General features: G+C 68.9%; 17 protein-coding genes. 13 read left to right on the top strand and 4 right to left on the bottom strand.

The features are described 5' to 3' along the window. Positions 1-7: 7 nt before the first annotated feature. On the bottom strand, positions 8-700 hold the full coding sequence (locus C7H75_RS13410) for an MBL fold metallo-hydrolase (protein WP_106851454.1): 693 nt from the start codon (positions 698-700) through the stop codon (positions 8-10). 153 nt (positions 701-853) lie between these two features. On the opposite strand from C7H75_RS13410, the gene uvrA reads away from it, so the two are divergent. Continuing rightward, positions 854-3,826 carry an excinuclease ABC subunit UvrA gene (uvrA, locus tag C7H75_RS13405; protein ID WP_064058768.1) on the top strand — a complete coding sequence of 991 codons (2,973 nt, stop codon included), beginning with the start codon at positions 854-856 and terminating at the stop codon, positions 3,824-3,826. A gap of 82 nt (positions 3,827-3,908) precedes the next feature. Here the strand turns inward: uvrA and C7H75_RS26335 are convergent, their stop codons facing one another. The 3 genes from C7H75_RS26335 to C7H75_RS13400 all read right to left on the bottom strand — a co-directional run bounded on the left by C7H75_RS26335 (position 3,909) and on the right by C7H75_RS13400 (position 5,026). Then, positions 3,909-4,031 (bottom strand): hypothetical protein, encoded by a 123-nt coding sequence (locus C7H75_RS26335; protein WP_262510121.1) that lies wholly within the window; start codon positions 4,029-4,031, stop codon positions 3,909-3,911. Between the two features lie 345 nt (positions 4,032-4,376). Further along, positions 4,377-4,508: a hypothetical protein gene (locus C7H75_RS26330; RefSeq protein WP_005512926.1), complete on the bottom strand. Its 132-nt coding sequence runs from the start codon at positions 4,506-4,508 to the stop codon at positions 4,377-4,379. 140 nt (positions 4,509-4,648) lie between these two features. Continuing rightward, positions 4,649-5,026, bottom strand: a complete 378-nt coding sequence (locus C7H75_RS13400) for a DUF1844 domain-containing protein (RefSeq protein WP_005512927.1) — start codon at positions 5,024-5,026, stop codon at positions 4,649-4,651. A gap of 344 nt (positions 5,027-5,370) precedes the next feature. Here C7H75_RS13400 and infC point away from each other — a divergent pair, with 344 nt between their 5' ends. The 12 genes from infC to C7H75_RS13340 all read left to right on the top strand — a co-directional run bounded on the left by infC (position 5,371) and on the right by C7H75_RS13340 (position 17,170). After that, positions 5,371-6,021 carry a translation initiation factor IF-3 gene (infC, locus tag C7H75_RS13395; protein WP_080559246.1) on the top strand — a complete coding sequence of 217 codons (651 nt, stop codon included), beginning with the start codon at positions 5,371-5,373 and terminating at the stop codon, positions 6,019-6,021. Between the two features lie 59 nt (positions 6,022-6,080). Continuing rightward, entirely contained in the window at positions 6,081-6,275 is a 195-nt protein-coding gene (rpmI, locus tag C7H75_RS13390) for a 50S ribosomal protein L35 (protein ID WP_005512932.1), read from the top strand. Positions 6,276-6,338: 63 nt separating this feature from the next. After that, complete coding sequence (gene rplT / locus C7H75_RS13385) at positions 6,339-6,728, top strand: 50S ribosomal protein L20 (RefSeq protein ID WP_005512933.1); 390 nt, start codon at positions 6,339-6,341, stop codon at positions 6,726-6,728. 23 nt (positions 6,729-6,751) lie between these two features. Continuing rightward, positions 6,752-7,552, top strand: coding sequence for a TrmH family RNA methyltransferase (locus tag C7H75_RS13380; protein WP_013416149.1), 801 nt, complete (start codon positions 6,752-6,754; stop codon positions 7,550-7,552). 105 nt (positions 7,553-7,657) lie between these two features. Continuing rightward, positions 7,658-8,728 carry a phenylalanine--tRNA ligase subunit alpha gene (gene pheS, locus C7H75_RS13375; protein ID WP_005512937.1) on the top strand — a complete coding sequence of 357 codons (1,071 nt, stop codon included), beginning with the start codon at positions 7,658-7,660 and terminating at the stop codon, positions 8,726-8,728. Positions 8,729-8,758: 30 nt separating this feature from the next. After that, on the top strand, positions 8,759-11,248 hold the full coding sequence (gene pheT, locus C7H75_RS13370) for a phenylalanine--tRNA ligase subunit beta (protein ID WP_022596157.1): 2,490 nt from the start codon (positions 8,759-8,761) through the stop codon (positions 11,246-11,248). Between the two features lie 67 nt (positions 11,249-11,315). Then, the gene (locus C7H75_RS13365; RefSeq protein WP_106851453.1) at positions 11,316-11,753 is read left to right on the top strand and encodes a hypothetical protein; all 438 of its coding nucleotides are present in this window, start codon (positions 11,316-11,318) and stop codon (positions 11,751-11,753) included. A gap of 71 nt (positions 11,754-11,824) precedes the next feature. Further along, a complete protein-coding gene (locus C7H75_RS13360; protein WP_231814819.1) occupies positions 11,825-12,589 on the top strand; it encodes an SGNH/GDSL hydrolase family protein in 765 nt (254 codons plus the stop codon). A gap of 126 nt (positions 12,590-12,715) precedes the next feature. Then, positions 12,716-13,798: an N-acetyl-gamma-glutamyl-phosphate reductase gene (gene argC, locus C7H75_RS13355; RefSeq protein WP_005512942.1), complete on the top strand. Its 1,083-nt coding sequence runs from the start codon at positions 12,716-12,718 to the stop codon at positions 13,796-13,798. Next, entirely contained in the window at positions 13,795-15,033 is a 1,239-nt protein-coding gene (argJ, locus tag C7H75_RS13350) for a bifunctional glutamate N-acetyltransferase/amino-acid acetyltransferase ArgJ (RefSeq protein WP_005512943.1), read from the top strand. Before argC ends, argJ begins: the two co-directional genes overlap by 4 nt. Continuing rightward, on the top strand, positions 15,030-15,953 hold the full coding sequence (argB, locus tag C7H75_RS13345; RefSeq protein WP_005512944.1) for an acetylglutamate kinase: 924 nt from the start codon (positions 15,030-15,032) through the stop codon (positions 15,951-15,953). Before argJ ends, argB begins: the two co-directional genes overlap by 4 nt. After that, positions 15,950-17,170 carry an acetylornithine transaminase gene (locus tag C7H75_RS13340; protein ID WP_064079453.1) on the top strand — a complete coding sequence of 407 codons (1,221 nt, stop codon included), beginning with the start codon at positions 15,950-15,952 and terminating at the stop codon, positions 17,168-17,170. Before argB ends, C7H75_RS13340 begins: the two co-directional genes overlap by 4 nt.

Here is a 17,170-nt window from a genome sequence, read left to right as displayed (position 1 = left end):
CCGATCGTCACCAGCCGCGTTCGCGCCATTCGCCCAGGTGGGGCCGCTCGGCACCGAGCGTGGAGTCCTTGCCGTGGCCGGGGTAGAAGACGGTCTCGTCGGGGAACCGGGCGAAGAGCTTGCTCTCGACGTCGTCCATGAGCGAGGCGAACCGTTCGGCGTCCGGAGTCTTGCCGACACCGCCGGGAAACAGCGAATCGCCCGTGAACAGATGGACGCGGCCGTTCCCGCCGTTCTCGGTGAGCGCGAGCGTGATTCCGCCCGGCGTGTGCCCGCTCAGATGGATCACCTCGAGCGTGAGATCGCCCACGGTCACGGTGTCGCCTCCCTCCAGGCTGCGGGTCGGAGCCACCGACAGGATCTCGGAGTCGAGCGGGTGTGCAGCGGTAGGCACACCGGTCTTCTCGGCGACCTCGGCGAGCGCGAACCAGTGATCGTGATGCTGATGCGTCGTGACGATCAACTCCAGTTCCGGCGCCTGTGCGTCGAGGAGCTGCAGGATTCGTCCCGCGTCGTTCGCGGCATCGATGAGCAGCGACTTTCCGGTGGCAGAGCACGTGATCAGGTAGGTGTTGTTGTCCATCGGGCCGACGGACATCTTCGTGATCGTGGCGCCCAGGACAGTCCGTCGCTGGGCCGCGGAACTTCCGGACAGGTCGCCGGTGTAGTCGTCGTCGATGGTGATGCTCTGCTGCTCCATGATCGGGAGGCTACCGTCGAATCGCGGCGCCGACGCCTGCTGCCGTCGATCCTCGGGAAACCTGCTGGTCGGCGAGTTTGTCGGTGCCCGCGCCTACCATGGGCTTCGCCCGGACGAGTGTCCGACGACGGCTGTACCGAGAAGGGAATACGTGTGGCGGATCGCCTGATCGTGCAAGGTGCGCGGGAGCACAATCTGCGAGGGATCAATCTCGATCTGCCCCGGGACAGCCTGATCGTCTTCACCGGGCTGTCCGGCTCCGGAAAGTCCAGCCTCGCGTTCGACACCATCTTCGCGGAGGGGCAGCGGCGCTACGTCGAGTCGCTGTCGGCGTACGCGCGGCAGTTCCTCGGCCAGATGGACAAGCCCGACGTCGACTTCATCGAGGGTCTGTCGCCCGCGGTGTCGATCGACCAGAAGTCCACCAACCGCAATCCGCGCTCGACAGTGGGCACCATCACCGAGGTGTACGACTACCTGCGCCTGCTGTATGCGCGTGCGGGCACGGCCCACTGCCCGGTGTGTGGCGAGCAGATCGCACGCCAGACGCCGCAGCAGATCGTCGACCAGGTGCTCGACATGGAGGAGGGAACCAAGTTCCAGGTCCTCGCACCCGTCGTCCGGACACGCAAGGGCGAGTTCGTCGATCTGTTCGAGCAGCTCAACACACAGGGCTACTCGCGCGTGCGCGTAGACGGTGTGATCCACCAGCTCACCGATCCGCCCAAGTTGAAGAAGCAGGAGAAGCACGACATCGAGGTGGTCGTCGACCGCCTCACCGTCAAGGCGAGCGCGAAGCAGCGGCTCACCGACTCCGTCGAGACGGCACTGCGTCTGGCCGACGGGATCGTCGTGCTGGACTTCGTCGATCGCGACGAGGACGCTCCCGACCGGGAGCGGCGGTTCTCCGAGAAGTTGGCGTGCCCCAACGCGCATCCGCTGTCGATCGACGACCTCGAGCCGCGGTCCTTCTCGTTCAACTCTCCGTACGGCGCCTGCCCCGAGTGCACCGGTCTCGGCATCCGCAAGGAGGTCGACCCCGACCTGGTCGTGCCGGACCCCGAACTGAGCCTCGAGGACGGCGCCATCGCCCCGTGGTCGATGGGCCAGAGCTCGGAGTACTTCGGGCGCTTGCTGTCCGGCCTGGGCGACATCATGGGCTTCGACATGGCCACGCCGTGGAACAAGCTGCCCGCCAAGGCGCGCCGCGCGATCCTCGAGGGCAGCACCGAACAGGTGCACGTCCGGTACAAGAACCGCTACGGACGCACCCGCTCCTACTACGCCGAGTTCGAAGGCGTCATGCCGTTCCTGCACCGTCGGCTCGAGCAGACCGAGTCCGAGCAGATGAAGGAGCGCTACGACGGCTACATGCGCGACGTCCCGTGCCCCGCGTGTGACGGCGCCCGCCTGCGGCCCGAGATCCTCTCGGTCACCATCTCCTCCGAGACCTACGGTCAGAAGTCGATCGCGCAGGTCTGTGAGCTCTCGATCGCCGAGTGCTCGGCGTTCCTCAACAGCCTCACGCTGGGCGCCCGCGAGGAAGCGATCGCGGGCCAGGTCCTCAAGGAGGTGCAGGCGCGCCTGGGCTTCCTGCTCGACGTCGGGCTCGAATACCTGTCGTTGGCGCGTGCCGCGGGCACCCTGTCGGGCGGTGAGGCCCAGCGCATCCGGCTCGCCACCCAGATCGGGTCCGGGCTCGTAGGCGTGCTGTACGTGCTCGACGAGCCGTCCATCGGACTGCACCAGCGCGACAATCGTCGTCTCATCGAGACGCTCACCCGGCTGCGGGACCTCGGCAACACCTTGATCGTCGTCGAGCACGACGAGGACACGATCCGGACCTCGGACTGGGTCGTCGACATCGGCCCCCTCGCGGGTGAGCACGGCGGTCGGGTGGTGCACAGCGGTACGTACAAGGAACTTCTCGACAACACGGAGTCCCTCACGGGCGCGTACCTGTCCGGCCGCAGCGTCATCGAGGTGCCGGCCGAGCGGCGTGCGGTGGACCGCAAGCGGCAGATCACTGTCGTCGGCGCCCGGGAGAACAACCTTGCGGGTATCGACGTCAGCTTCCCGCTAGGCGTCCTCACCTCCGTCACGGGCGTGTCCGGCTCCGGCAAGTCGACATTGGTGAACGACATCCTGGCCACCGTGATGGCGAACAAGCTCAACGGCGCACGGCAGGTGCCGGGTCGGCACACCCGCATCAACGGCCTCGATCAACTCGACAAGCTGGTTCAGGTGGACCAGTCGCCGATCGGGCGGACCCCGCGGTCGAACGCGGCCACCTACACCGGTGTCTTCGACAAGATCCGGACGCTGTTCGCCGCGACCACCGAGGCCAAGGTCCGTGGATATCAGCCGGGACGATTCTCGTTCAACGTCAAGGGCGGTCGCTGCGAGGCGTGCTCCGGTGACGGCACCTTGAAGATCGAGATGAACTTCCTGCCGGACGTCTATGTGCCGTGCGAGGTCTGTCACGGCGCCCGCTACAACCGCGAGACGCTCGAGGTGCACTACAAGGGCAAGACCATCGCCGAGGTGCTCGACATGCCGATCGAGGAGGCCGCCGAGTTCTTCGAGCCGGTCACCTCGATCCACCGGTACCTCAAAACCCTCGTCGAGGTGGGCCTCGGCTACGTCCGGTTGGGCCAGCCGGCGCCCACGCTCTCGGGTGGTGAGGCGCAGCGGGTCAAGCTGGCGGCGGAACTCCAGAAGCGGTCCACCGGGCGCACGGTCTACGTGCTCGACGAGCCCACGACCGGTCTGCACTTCGAGGACATCCGGAAGCTGCTGAAGGTCGTCAACGGTCTCGTCGACAAGGGCAACACCGTGATCGTCATCGAGCACAACCTCGATGTGATCAAGACGTCCGACTGGGTGATCGACATGGGGCCCGAGGGCGGCTCCGGTGGCGGCACCGTGGTGGCCGAGGGAACTCCGGAAGACGTCGCGGCCGTGCCGGGCAGCTACACCGGGCGGTTCCTGGAGGAAGTGCTGTCCGCGCCGCCGGCGACGAACGGAGCAGCGCCCCGGAAGTCCGGAGTGAACAAGGCGTCCGGAGCGACCAAAGCCAAGGCCGCGCCGCGAAAGCGTGCGCGGAAGGCCGCGACGGTCGGCTGACCGAAGCCTGTCGACTCAGAACGAGCGAACGGCGGTGGGAAACCGAGGTTTCCCACCGCCGTCAAGCTGTCAGCGGACCGAATCAGGACGGCTGCTGCTGCTCGGACGCACCGCCGAGCAGCGAGCCCAGCAGTGCGGTGATGTCGAGGTCACCGCTGCTCAGCGCGCTGATGAGGCCCGGAAGAATTTCGCTGATCGATCCCATGTATCTCTCCTTCGAATCGGTCCTTCGGGGGGAAGGTCCAGGTGGGGGTATGCGTGATCTGGATCACTTTCCGGTCACGCGACGGTGACGCTACCAACACGGCGGGGCGATTCGGGGCGCTTTTCGCAAACTTGTTTTCCGTCATCGAACGCGGAGTTTGTGCAGGCCAGCGTGGAAGTCGGACATCTGTCCAGAAACTGCCTGGTGGCGGCCCTGTGGGCGCGCGGGACGCGGCGTTCGGCGGCGGAAGCAAAGTTCGGGCGCGCAAGTGGGACTCGGGGTCCTCCGGGCAAAAGAAACGGCGGCGGGGGCTGATTGCCCCCGCCGCCGGAAAGTTCCCGGACCTTACTGGCCGCCGCCGCCCTGCTGCTGCTCGGCGGAGCCGGCGAGGAGCTGGGTGAGCAGTGCGGTGATGTCGATGTCACCGTTGGTGATGGCGCCGAGCAAGCCGCTGAAGATGTCGCCGATCGATCCCATTCGTTCTCCTTAGGTCGTCCCCGGGTGAGGACTCTGGTGGGGGAGTTGCGTGATCTGAACCACGCGAAGGGGACGCTACCAATGTGACGAGTGTGGCGCGAGGGGAATCAGTGCATCGGGTTTGCCGGCTTTGCCGCTGATCAGTAGACCGGGCCGGTGTACTTCTCGCCGGGGCCCTTGCCGGGCTCGTCGGGGTGGGCCGATGTCTCACGGAAGGCGCGCTGCAGGGCCTGGAGTCCCTCGCGGATCGGACCGGCGTGCGGACCGAGGTACTCGACGGAGGCGGTGACCAGTCCGGCGAGCGCAGTGATCACGCGGCGCGCTTCGTCCAGATCCAGGTTGGGGCTGGTCTCCGGGTTCTCGTCGGACAGGCCCAGCTTCTCGGCGGCCGAGCTCATCAGCATGACGGCGGCGCGGCTGATCACCTCGATGGCGGGAACATCCGCGAGCTCGCGGATGTCGTCGAGGTCGTCCTCGGCGTGCTGAACGGCTTCGGCCGGGTCGGGATTCTGCGTCATGCTCTCAGGATTCCACCCGTGATCGCGCCCGGGGGTGACCGGGTCGGGACGCGGAGCGCGATTCGATTCCCGGCGGGGGAGGTGTTAGGCTGTTCGTCACGACCGCCCTAGGCTTCGGCCAGGGCAGCAAAGTGGAGTCCGACTCCCACCTCTGCGCGGCACCGACGGTGCGGTTCAGTGGTCCGGTCGCCGGACGGCAGCAGTGCCGGACGGCTTCCTCGGGTAATCGAGGGGACGCAAGGTCCGAGGTCTCGGATCCGGCGTCGAACCGGTCGACATCGGGCCCCGCACGACGAAACACTCGTCGACGCGGGGCTTTCTTGTTGGGGTAGAGGGCGCACGGGCTGCGGCGCGGTCAACGGACTGCACCGTACTACCTAGGAGGCCCCATCAGCACCGAGACCCGCATCAACGAGCGCATCCGCGTCCCCGAGGTTCGCCTCATCGGACCGGGTGGTGAGCAGGTTGGGATCGTGCGTGTCGAGGATGCGCTTCGTGTCGCTCTCGAGGCCGACCTCGACCTGGTCGAGGTGGCTCCCGACGCCCGCCCGCCGGTCTGCAAGATCATGGATTACGGCAAGTTCAAGTACGAGACGGCGCAGAAGGCGCGCGAGTCGCGGAAGAACCAGCAGCAGACCGTCATCAAGGAGCAGAAGCTTCGGCCGAAGATCGACGATCACGACTACGAGACGAAGAAGCGCAACGTCATCCGCTTCCTCGAAGCGGGATCCAAGGTCAAGGTCACGATCATGTTCCGTGGTCGTGAGCAGTCCCGTCCCGAGCTCGGTTTCCGCCTGCTGCAGCGCCTCGGTGCCGACGTCGCCGATCTCGGCTTCGTGGAAACGTCCGCGAAGCAGGACGGTCGCAACATGACGATGGTGCTGGCGCCGCACAAGGGTGCGAAGACGCGCGCCAAGGCGCAGGAAGAGGTCCAGGCTGCACAGCCGAAGCCCGCTGCCGGTGAGGATGGCACCGCCTCCGCGCCGAGCGCGTAGCCGGCCGACCGGACCACTTCACGAAGACCGAAGTACAGAACACAAGAACTGAGGACTCCATGCCCAAGTCGAAGACCCACAGCGGCACCGCGAAGCGATTCAAGGTGTCCGGTAGCGGAAAGATCCTGCGCCAGAAGGCGGGACGTCGCCACCTGCTCGAGCACAAGAGCTCGCGTGTGACCCGCCGCCTCGACGGCGTCGCCGTCGTCGCCGACGTGGATGCGCCGCGCATCAAGCGCCTGCTCGGCATCTGATTTCTTCCCTTACTCGACCGCACGGGGTGTGTCTGCGCCCCGACAGATTGACAGGATTTTGCAGTGGCACGCGTAAAGAGGGCAGTCAACGCCCAGAAGAAGCGTCGTTCGATTCTCGAGGCCTCGAGCGGCTACCGCGGACAGCGTTCGCGCCTGTACCGCAAGGCCAAGGAGCAGCAGCTCCACTCGCTGACGTACGCCTACCGTGACCGTCGTGCGCGCAAGGGCGACTTCCGCAAGCTGTGGATTGCTCGCATCAATGCTGCGGCCCGCGCCAACGACATCACGTACAACCGCTTCATCCAGGGCCTGAAGGCTGCGGGTGTCGAGGTCGACCGCAAGATCCTCGCCGAGCTGGCGGTCTCCGACGCCGCGGCGTTCGCCGGCCTCGTGGCGGTCGCGAAGGCTGCTCTGCCGGCCGACGTCAACGCTCCGGCCGGAGAAGCGGCCTGAGTCAGCAGTTCCGGAATCGACCCGTGGACCCGTTCACCGAACGGACTCCGCGGGTCGTTTCTGCTGTCAAGCTCCTGCGCGGCGCAGAGCGCAGGAAGACGGGCCGGTTCCTCGTCGAGGGCGAGAACGCGGTCGCCGAGGCGCTGATCGCCGGGCCCGTGCACGAGTTGTTCTTCACCGAGCAGGCCGCCGAGCGCTACCCCCACCTGATCGAGCGGGCCGTTGCCGACGGCGTTCGTGGTTCGCTGGTAACGGACCGGGCGATCCGGGCGCTGAGCGACACCGTGACACCTCCCGGCGTCGTGGCCGTATGCGATCTGCTCGACGTGCCGCTGGCCACCGCGGTGACGTCGCGGACCCGGCTCCTGGCAGTTCCCGTGGCGATCGGTGAGCCGGGCAATGCCGGCACGGTCATCCGGGTTGCCGACGCGGTCGGTGCCGATGCGGCGATCCTCGCCGGTGACAGCGTGGACCCCCACAACGGCAAGTGTGTGCGGTCCTCTGCCGGCAGCCTGTTCCACATCCCGATCGTGCGGGAGCGCAACGTCGACGCCGTGCTCGACGCTCTGACGTCGGCAGGCATCCAGATTCTGGCAACCGCGGCCGACGGCGAGGTCGATCTCGACGAGGCCGACGACCTGTTGGCCCGCCCCACCGCCTGGTTGTTCGGCAACGAGGCCCACGGACTCGACGCCGCGGTGGCGCGGCGAGCCGATCATCGGGTGCGGATCCCGATCCGCGGCCGGGCCGAGAGCCTGAACCTGGCCACGGCGGCGTCGATCTGCCTGTACGCCAGCGCGCGGGTGCAGGGCCGGCAGTCCTGACCGGAGTGTGAACTCGTTCGAATCGTCCTGGGGCGATCGCCTAGGATTCGAGTGTTGTGCCTGCGCGCGCTGATATCCATCGATAGACAAGGAGTTGCACCGGTCGTGGCTAAGAATGAGGGCGGCGCCCCGCCGACTGTCGATGCGAATGCGCTCACCGAGGAGTCGCTGAACGCCGCGGCGCTCGCGGCCGAGGAGGCCTTCGCGGCGTCCGCCGATCTCGATGCGCTCGCCAAGGCCAAGATCGAGCACCTCGGAGACAAGGCCCCCATCGCGCTCGCCAAGCGGGGCCTGGGTGCGCTGCCCGGCAACGAGCGGGCCGATGCGGGCAAGCGAGTCAACGTGGCACGCACGCGAGTGACGACGGCGTTCGACGCCCGCCGCGAGGTACTCCTGGCCGAGCGCGACGCGGCTGTGCTGGTCGCCGAGGCGATCGACGTGACGCTGCCGTCGGACCGCCGTCCGGCCGGCGCGCGGCACCCGATCACGATCATCTCCGAGCAGATTGCCGACGTGTTCGTCGCCATGGGCTGGGAGGTGGCCGAGGGGCCCGAGGTGGAGACCGAGCACTTCAACTTCGACGCGCTCAACTTCCTGCCCGACCATCCGGCACGCACGATGCAGGACACGTTCCACATCGCGCCCGAGGGCTCGCGGCAGGTGCTGCGGACCCACACGTCGCCGGTGCAGGTGCGGACCATGCTCTCCCGGGAGATCCCGATCTACGTGGTGTGCCCGGGGCGTACCTTCCGCACCGACGAGCTCGACGCCACGCACACCCCGGTCTTCTCTCAGGTCGAGGGTCTCGCGGTGGACAAGGGTCTGACGATGGCGCACCTGCGTGGCACGCTCGACGCCTTCGCCCGCGCGCTGTTCGGCCCCGAGACGCGGACGCGCATGCGCCCCAACTACTTCCCGTTCACCGAGCCGTCCGCCGAGGTGGACGTGTGGTTCCCGAACAAGAAGGGCGGGGCCGGCTGGGTCGAGTGGGGCGGCTGCGGCATGGTCAACCCGAACGTGCTGCGCGCGAGCGGGATCGACCCCGACGAGTACTCCGGCTTCGCGTTCGGTATGGGCCTCGAGCGGACCCTGCAGTTCCGGAACGGCATCCCCGACATGCGCGACATCGTCGAGGGCGACGTGCGGTTCACGTTGCCCTTCGGTGTCCAGGCCTGATCGCGACGAGAACGAGAGAGCTGAGAAGACGTGCGAGTAGCGCAATCGTGGCTGACCGACATCCTGCAGCGGACCACCCCTGAGTGGCAGGTGAGCCCCGAGGAACTTGACGCGGGGTTCGTCCGGGTGGGGCTCGAGGTCGAGGAGGTCGACACTCTCGAGCCCGTGACCGGGCCGCTGGTGGTGGGCCGGGTGCTCGAGATCGAGGAACTCACCGAGTTCAAGAAGCCGATCCGCTTCTGCAAGGTGGACGTCGGCGCAGACGAACCGCAGGAGATCGTCTGCGGCGCCCGGAATTTCGCTCAAGGCGACCTCGTGATCGCCGCGCTGCCGGGTGCCGTGCTGCCCGGCGGATTCGCGATCGCGTCCCGCAAGACGTACGGCAAGGTGTCGAACGGCATGATGTGCTCGGCGTCCGAGCTGGGTATCGGCAAGGACCATTCCGGCATCCTCGTGCTCGAGCCCGGTACAGCCGAGCCCGGTACCGACGCCAACGTCCTGCTGGGTCTCGACGACACCGTCATCGAGCTCAACATCACGCCCGACCGCGGCTACTGCTTCTCGGTGCGCGGACTGACCCGCGAACTGGCGTGCGGGTTCGACCTCGAGTTCGCCGATCCCGCGGCGATCGCGCCGCTGCCGTCCGACGGCGGCGAGGCGTGGCCGATCACACTCGAGCCGGAGTCCGGGGCCACCCGGTTCACGGCGCGCCGGATCACCGGTATCGACCCGAAGGCCGTCAGCCCGTGGTGGCTGCAGCGTCGTCTGTTGATGTCGGGGGTGCGGCCGATCTCGCCGGCCGTGGACGTCACCAACTACGTGCTGCTCGAGCTCGGGCAGCCGCTGCACGCGTTCGACGCCGCGAAGGTCCAGGGCGGGCTCGTCGTGCGCCGCGCTCAGGCGGGGGAGAAGCTGACCACCCTCGACGGCATCGAGCGGGCACTCGACGCCGAGGACGTGGTGATCGCCGACGACTCGGGCGCGGTATCGCTCGCAGGCGTCATGGGTGGTGCCTCCACCGAGGTCCACGACGGCACCACCGACATCCTGCTCGAGTCCGCCACGTGGGATCCGCTGGCAGTGTTCAAGACGTCGCGTCGGCACAAGCTGATCAGCGAGGCCAGCAAGCGCTACGAGCGCGTCGTCGACCCCGAGGTGGCGCTGCCGGCACTCGACCGTGCCGCCGCGCTGCTCGTCGAGATCGCGGGCGGCACCGTCGAACCGGTCCTCACGGACATCGGTGGCGTGACGCCCGCCGGGCAGATCCGCATGGACATCGACCTGCCGGACCGGGTGGCCGGTGTGGCCTACCCGAACGGTACGGCCGCGCGCCGTCTGACACAGATCGGCTGCACCGTCGAGGTCGGCGTGAGCGAGACCGGGCACGGTCAACTCGTCGTGACGCCGCCGTCGTGGCGTCCGGACCTGACGCAGCCCGCCGATCTGGTCGAGGAGGTGCTGCGCCTCGAAGGTCTCGAGCAGATCCCGTCGGTGCTGCCGCACGCTCCCGCCGGCCGCGGTCTGACGCCGCAGCAGCGCCGTCGCCGCGCGGTGGGCCGAATGCTGGCGGCGTCGGGGTGCGTCGAGGTCCTGCCCCCGGTGTTCCTCCCGCACGCCGTGTTCGACACCTGGGGCCTCGACGCGGACGATCCCCGTCGCAACACCACCAAGGTGCTCAACCCGCTCGAGTCGGATCGTCCCGAGCTGGCCTCGACGCTGCTTCCGGGCATGCTCGAGGTGCTGGCACGCAACGTCGCTCGCGGTCAGCGGGACGTCGCGTTGTACGGCGTCGCTCAGGTCGTCCAACCGGGTCCCGAGACCAAGCCGGTCGAGGCACTGCCGGTCGATCGTCGGCCCACCGACGAGCAGATCGCCGAACTGATGGGGTCGCTGCCCGCGCAGCCGCTGCACGTGGCAGTCGTGTTGGCCGGCCTGCGTGAGCCGTCGGGTCCGTGGGGGCCGGGTCGCGCCGTCGAGGCGGCGGATGCCTTCGCGCTCGTCCGGACCATCGCCGACGCCTGCGGTGTCACCGTGGAACTGCGCGCCGCGCAGTACCTGCCGTGGCATCCGGGTCGCTGCGCGGAGGTCGTGTTCGACGGCACCGTCGTCGGCCACGCCGGTGAGCTGCATCCCGCGGTGCTCGAGCGCGCCGGGTTGCCGGCCCGCACGTGTGCGGTGGAGATCGATCTCGACGCGCTGCCCGTGACCGAAGTGCTTCCGGCCCCGCGGATCTCGCCGTTCCCGGCGGTCCTGCAGGACGTCGCGGTGGTCGTCGACGCCTCGGTGCCCGCGGCTGCGGTCGAGGCGGCGCTGCGCAGCGGCGGCGGCGAACTGCTCGAGGACATCCGTCTGTTCGACGTGTTCGAGGGCGAGCAGGTGGGCGAGGGTCGTAAGTCGCTCGCCTTCGCGCTGCGATTCCGCGGTGCCGATCGCACGCTGACCGAGGACGAGGCCAGCGCGGCCCGAGACGCGGCGGTCGCGTCGGCGGCGGCTGCGGTCGGTGCCGTGCTGCGCGGCTGACATTCGAGTTCGACCAGGGAGGGGCTCCTCTCGGTAGCCTGGACAGTGCTGTCGAGAGGAGCCCTTCATGGTTGACCCGGACGAGACACTCACCCGCCTACAGGGGCTGGACGACGCCGCGTTGTTGGAAGTGGTGCTCGCGGTCACGCACGGCCGGCCGGCCTTGGCTCCGGTGCACGCTGCGGCGGCGATGCTCGCGGCCGCCGGGGGCCACACCTCCGACGTCCCACCGGACCCGTCGCGTCCCGCTGCGCCCCCGGACGTTCCGCCGCCCACGATGATCGGGACGGGTTCGCCGTCGGGGCTCGACTACACCGATGCGGGAGTGCCGACCTTCGACCGGGTGCGTGACGGGATCGAGGAACGCTTCGGTACGGCGATCGGGTCAGAGGAACTCGAACGAGAGAGCCGTACCGGCCGTGACGTCGACGAGCAGTGGCAGGCACGGGAGAAGGCGGGCCGCGACCGGCTCGACGAGATCCGCCGATCGATGAAGGACGGATGACCCGCGCGTCGACCGGGACGGCGGAGTTCTAGGCTCGTCGCACAGGCGCAGCAGAGATGAGGGGGACCTTCGTGTTCAGTCGGTTCGTGGCGATCGGTGACAGCCAGAGCGAGGGACTCAACGACGGGGACGACGCCAGGGGCTACCGGGGCTGGGCGGACCGGTTGGCGGAACGTCTCGCGGAGATCGACCCCGGCGTGCAGTACGCGAACCTCGCGATCCGGGGCCGGCTGGCCCGTCAGGTGCGGGAGGAACAGTTGGCTCCGGCGTTGGCGCTGCAGCCCGACCTGGCGTCCGTCGTCGCGGGTGTGAACGACCTGCTGCGTCCGAAGTTCGAACCCGTCGCCATCGCGGCGGAACTGGAGATCGCGTTCGAGGCGTTGTCCGCGTCGGGCGCCCGGGTGTTGACGATGGCGTTCCCGACGCTCGGTGCGGGCATGCCGGGCGGGCGCGCGATCATGGCCCGCATATCGGCGCTGAACACGGAGATCCGGAAGGCTGCGGCCCGACACGACGTCGCGGTGATCGACCTGGAGCTGTACCCGGTGTCGACGGACCCGCGGCTGTGGAGCTGGGACCGGCTGCACCTCAATGCCGACGGACACGACCGTCTCGCAGCCGCCGCGGCCACCGTGCTGGGGCTGCCCGGCACCGATCTGACCTGGCAGGACAGTCTGGGTCCTCTTCCTCCGGTCACCGTGCCGGCGCGCCTGCGCGCGGATGCCGACTGGGCTCTGCGTTTCCTCGGGCCGTGGCTCGGCCGCCGACTGCGCGGAACGTCGTCGGGCGCCGGACGGGTGGCAAAGCGTCCCGAACTCGCACCCGTTCGGCCGTGATCGGCAGCGGGTCCGGGCACTCGCGGGTGGGATGACCGGGCCGGTTCGCCGTCGCGCTGCGCGCCTGGGCCGACCGTGCGCCGCCGCCGGATGAATAGATTTGCATGATGGTGCATAATCATCCGTATGGGTACTTCTGGAGACTCCGAAGCTTCGTCGGCCGTCCAACGGTCGCCGATCAAGGTGGCCATCGCGGGCGCCAGCGGGTACGCGGGCGGCGAGATCCTGCGTCTGCTGCTCGGGCATCCCGCCTACCGTGACGGCTCGCTGGTGATCGGTGCGCTGACGGCGGGCGGCAACGCCGGGACGACGCTCGGCTCACACCATCCCCACCTGCTGCCGCTGGCCGATCGCGTCCTCGGTCCCACCGACATCGAGGAACTGCTCGGGCACGACGTCGTCTTCCTGGGCCTTCCGCACGGGAAGTCGGCCGAGATCGCGCAGCAGCTGCCGCAGTCCACCGTCGTCATCGACTGTGGCGCCGACTTCCGGCTCACCGACGCCGCCGCGTGGGAGAAGTACTACGGCAGCCCGCATGCCGGCAGCTGGCCGTACGGCCTGCCCGAGTTGCCGGGCGGCCGGGACGAACTGGTGGGCGCCACCCGGATCGCGGTGCCCGGCTGCTACCCGACGGTGTCGTCCCTGGCGATGGCTCCGGCTGTGGCCGCGGGCGTCGTCGAGCCGCGGGTCAACGTGGTCGCCGTCAGCGGCGCGTCCGGCGCCGGCCGGGCGCCCAAGGCGGATCTTCTCGGCGCCGAGATCATGGGGTCGGTCCGGGCCTACGGCATCGGTGGCGCGCACCGCCACACCCCCGAGATCAAGCAGAACCTCTCCGCTGCCGCCGGCACCGAGGTGACGGTGTCGTTCACGCCGGTGCTCGCGCCCATGCCGCGCGGCATCCTCGCGACGTGCACGGCGCCGACCACCGCGAGCGTCGACGAGATCCGTGCCGTCTACGAGAAGGCCTACAAGAACGAGCCGTTCGTGCATGTGCTCCCCGAGGGCCAGCTGCCGCAGACCGGTGCCGTCGTCGGCTCGAACGCCGTGCAGATCGCCGTTTCGGTCGACGCGGACGCCGGCCTCCTGGTCGTGGTCGCGGTGATCGACAACCTGACCAAGGGCACCGCGGGCGGCGCTGTCCAATCCATGAACCTGGCCCTGGGCCTGCCCGAGACCGATGGTCTCTCGACTGTGGGAGTTGCTCCGTGACAACCGATTCCGACTTCACCGACGCCACCGAGATCGCCGGCGGTCGGTTGATCCGCAGCCAGGGTGTCACTGCCCCTGCGGGGTTCCGCGCCGCAGGTATCAAGGCCGGGATCAAGGTCAGCGGACGCTCCGACCTGGCGCTCGTGGTCAACGAGGGGCCGGACCTGGCTGCGGCGGGTGTCTTCACCGCCAACAAGGTCAAGGCGGCACCCGTCCTCTGGTCGCAGCAGGTGCTCACGACCGGACGTCTGCGCGCGGTCGTCCTCAACTCGGGCGGCGCCAACGCGTGCACCGGGGCGCCGGGCTTCCAGGACTCGCACAAGACCGCCGAACACGTGGCCGCGTCGCTCAGCGACTGGGGCACCGAGACCGGCGCGATCGAGGTGGCGGTGTGCTCCACCGGCCTGATCGGCGACCGGCTGCCGATGGACAAGGTCCTCGCCGGCGTCACCGAGATCGTGCACGAGCTGGCCGGCGGCATCTCCGGCGGCACCGACGCCGCACACGCGATCATGACCACGGACACCGTCCCGAAGCAGGCGGCGCTGCACCACGCCGACAAGTGGAACGTCGGCGGTATGGCGAAGGGTGCGGGCATGCTCGCGCCGTCGCTCGCGACGATGCTGTGCGTCGTCACGACCGACGCCGTCGCCACCGCGCAGCAACTGGACGAGGCGCTGCGGCACGCGACGCGGATGACGTTCGATCGACTCGACGTCGACGGCGCCACGTCCACCAACGACACCGTCCTGCTGCTGTCGTCGGGCGCCAGCTCGGTCACGCCGTCGCAGGACGAGCTCAATGCCGCGGTTCTCGCCGTGTGCGACGACCTGGCGGAGCAGATGATGGCCGACGCGGAGGGCGTCACCAAGCGGGTCCGGGTCACCGTCAGCGGCGCCGCATCCGAGCAGGACGCGCTGGTCGCCGCGCGCACCGTCGCGCGCGACAGCCTGGTCAAGACCGCACTGTTCGGGTCCGATCCCAACTGGGGCCGGGTGCTTGCCGCGGTCGGCATCGCTCCCGTCGACCTCGACCCGGACCGGATCTCGGTGTCGTTCAACGGCAATCCCGTGTGCATCGACGGCGTCGGCGCGCCCGGCGCCCGCGAGGTCGATCTGTCGGGCATGGACATCGACCTGACGATCGCACTCGGGGTGGGCGAGCACAGTGCGTCCATCCGCACCACCGATCTCTCGCACGCCTACGTCGAAGAGAACTCGGCGTACTCGTCATGACCGAATCCATCGCGAACCTGACATCGAGCCAGAAGGCGTTCGTCCTCGCCGAGGCGCTGCCGTGGCTGCAGCGCTTCCACGACAAGGTCGTCGTCATCAAGTACGGCGGCAACGCGATGATCGACGACGAGCTCAAGAGCGCGTTCGCGGCCGACATGGCGTTCCTGCGCACCATCGGCATCCACCCGGTCGTCGTGCACGGTGGCGGTCCGCAGATCAACGCGATGCTGAAGCGGCTCGGCATGGAGGGTGAGTTCCGCGGAGGCTTCCGCGTCACCACCCCCGAGGTGATGGACGTCGTCCGCATGGTGCTGTTCGGTCAGGTCGGCCGCGAACTCGTCGGCCTGATCAACGCGCACGGTCCGTTCGCCGTCGGCATCTCCGGCGAGGACGCGCGGCTGTTCACCGCCACCCGGCGCACCGTGCAGGTCGACGGTGAGGCCACCGACATCGGGCTCGTCGGCGACGTCACCACCGTCAATCCCGCGGCGGTGCTCGATCTCATTGCGGCCGGACGCATTCCGGTCGTGTCGACGATCGCGCCCGACGAGGACGGCATCGTGCACAACATCAACGCCGACACCGCGGCCGCGGCGCTGGCGGAGGCGATCGGCGCCGAGAAGCTCGTCGTCCTCACCGATGTCGAGGGGCTCTACACCAATTGGCCCGACCGCTCGTCACTCGCGTCCGAGATCGACACGGCCGCGTTGCGTCAGCTCCTGCCTCGGCTGGACGCCGGCATGGTTCCGAAGATGGAGGCCTGCCTGCGCGCCGTCGAGGGGGGCGTGCCCACGGCACACGTCATCGACGGTCGCGTCGCGCACGCGGTACTGCTCGAACTCTTCACCGGCGAGGGCATCGGCACGATGGTCGTTCCCGCACCCGAACTCCAACTCGCATCCACGGAAGGACTGGCATGACTGCCACGACGGATCTCCAGCAACGCTGGTCCGGCGCACTGATGAACACCTACGGCGTGCCGCGGGTCGCACTGGTCCGTGGCGAGGGTGCGGTCGTCACCGACGCCGACGGCAAGCGGTACCTGGACCTGCTCGCCGGCATCGCGGTGAACATCCTGGGGCACGCACACCCGGCGATCGTCGAGGCGGTCACCACGCAGCTGTCCACGCTCGGGCACGTGTCGAACCTGTACGCCAGTGAGCCCGCCGTCGCGCTGGCCGAATATCTTCTGATGCAGCTGGGCGTCGGCGACAACGCCGGTTCCGTCACCGGCCGGGTGTTCCTGTGCAACTCCGGCACGGAGGCCAACGAGGCCGCGTTCAAGCTGGCGCGGGCCACCGGCCGGCCGAAGATCATCGCCGCCGAGAAGGCGTTCCACGGCCGGACGATGGGCGCTTTGGCTCTCACCGGCCAGCCCGACAAGCGGGCGCCGTTCGAACCGATGCCGCCCGGCGTCGAGCACATCCCGTACGGCGATCTCGAGGCTCTGGACCGGGCCGTGGACGAGGACACCGCAGCGGTGTTCCTCGAGCCGATCATGGGTGAGGGCGGCGTCGTCGTGCCGCCCGAGGGCTACCTGGCGGGTGCCCGCAAGATCACGGCCGAGCGGGGAGCGCTGCTCGTCCTCGACGAGGTGCAGACCGGCATCGGCCGCACCGGCTGGTTCTACGCGCACCAGGCCTCGGGCATCGTGCCCGACGTGATGACGCTCGCGAAGGGGCTCGGTGGCGGCATGCCGATCGGCGCCTGCATCGCGACCGGCGCGGCGGCCGAGTTGTTCGGTCCCGGCAAGCACGGCACCACGTTCGGTGGCAACCCGGTGTGTGCGGCGGCGGCCCTGGCGGTGCTGAAGACCATCGCGGCCGACGACCTGCTCACCCGGGCGGACATGATCGGCAAGGTGCTCTCGACCGGCATCGAGGGGCTCGGGCATCCGCTCGTCGACCACGTCCGGGGCTCGGGTCTGCTGTTGGGTGTCGTGCTCACGCAGGACGTCGCGCCGACGGTCGAGGCGGCGGCCCGTGAGGCCGGCTACCTCGTCAACGCCGCGCAGCCGGGGGTGATCCGGTTGGCACCCCCGCTGATCCTCACCGAGGAGCAGGCGGAAGGATTCGTCGCGGCGCTGCCGGGAATTCTCGACACGGCCGCAGCGGAATCGGCAGCAGGAGGTAAGTAG

Source organism: Rhodococcus (subgen. Prescottella) equi (assembly GCF_003013675.1).
In the GTDB taxonomy this organism is placed as follows: Bacteria; Actinomycetota; Actinomycetes; order Mycobacteriales; family Mycobacteriaceae; genus Prescottella; species Prescottella equi.
This window is presented reverse-complemented; position numbering and strand designations above follow the sequence as displayed.

Bases quoted from the DNA above. Each gene is read 5' to 3' on its own strand.
- C7H75_RS13410 (WP_106851454.1), bottom strand. From the start codon at position 700: ATGGAGCAGCAGAGCATCACCATCGACGACGACTACACCGGCGACCTG.
- C7H75_RS26335 (WP_262510121.1), bottom strand. From the start codon at position 4,031: ATGGGATCGATCAGCGAAATTCTTCCGGGCCTCATCAGCGCGCTGAGC.
- C7H75_RS26330 (WP_005512926.1), bottom strand. From the start codon at position 4,508: ATGGGATCGATCGGCGACATCTTCAGCGGCTTGCTCGGCGCCATCACC.
- C7H75_RS13400 (WP_005512927.1), bottom strand. From the start codon at position 5,026: ATGACGCAGAATCCCGACCCGGCCGAAGCCGTTCAGCACGCCGAGGAC.
- rpmI (WP_005512932.1), top strand. From the start codon at position 6,081: ATGCCCAAGTCGAAGACCCACAGCGGCACCGCGAAGCGATTCAAGGTG.
- C7H75_RS13365 (WP_106851453.1), top strand. From the start codon at position 11,316: ATGGTTGACCCGGACGAGACACTCACCCGCCTACAGGGGCTGGACGAC.
- argC (WP_005512942.1), top strand. From the start codon at position 12,716: ATGGGTACTTCTGGAGACTCCGAAGCTTCGTCGGCCGTCCAACGGTCG.
- argB (WP_005512944.1), top strand. From the start codon at position 15,030: ATGACCGAATCCATCGCGAACCTGACATCGAGCCAGAAGGCGTTCGTC.
- C7H75_RS13340 (WP_064079453.1), top strand. From the start codon at position 15,950: ATGACTGCCACGACGGATCTCCAGCAACGCTGGTCCGGCGCACTGATG.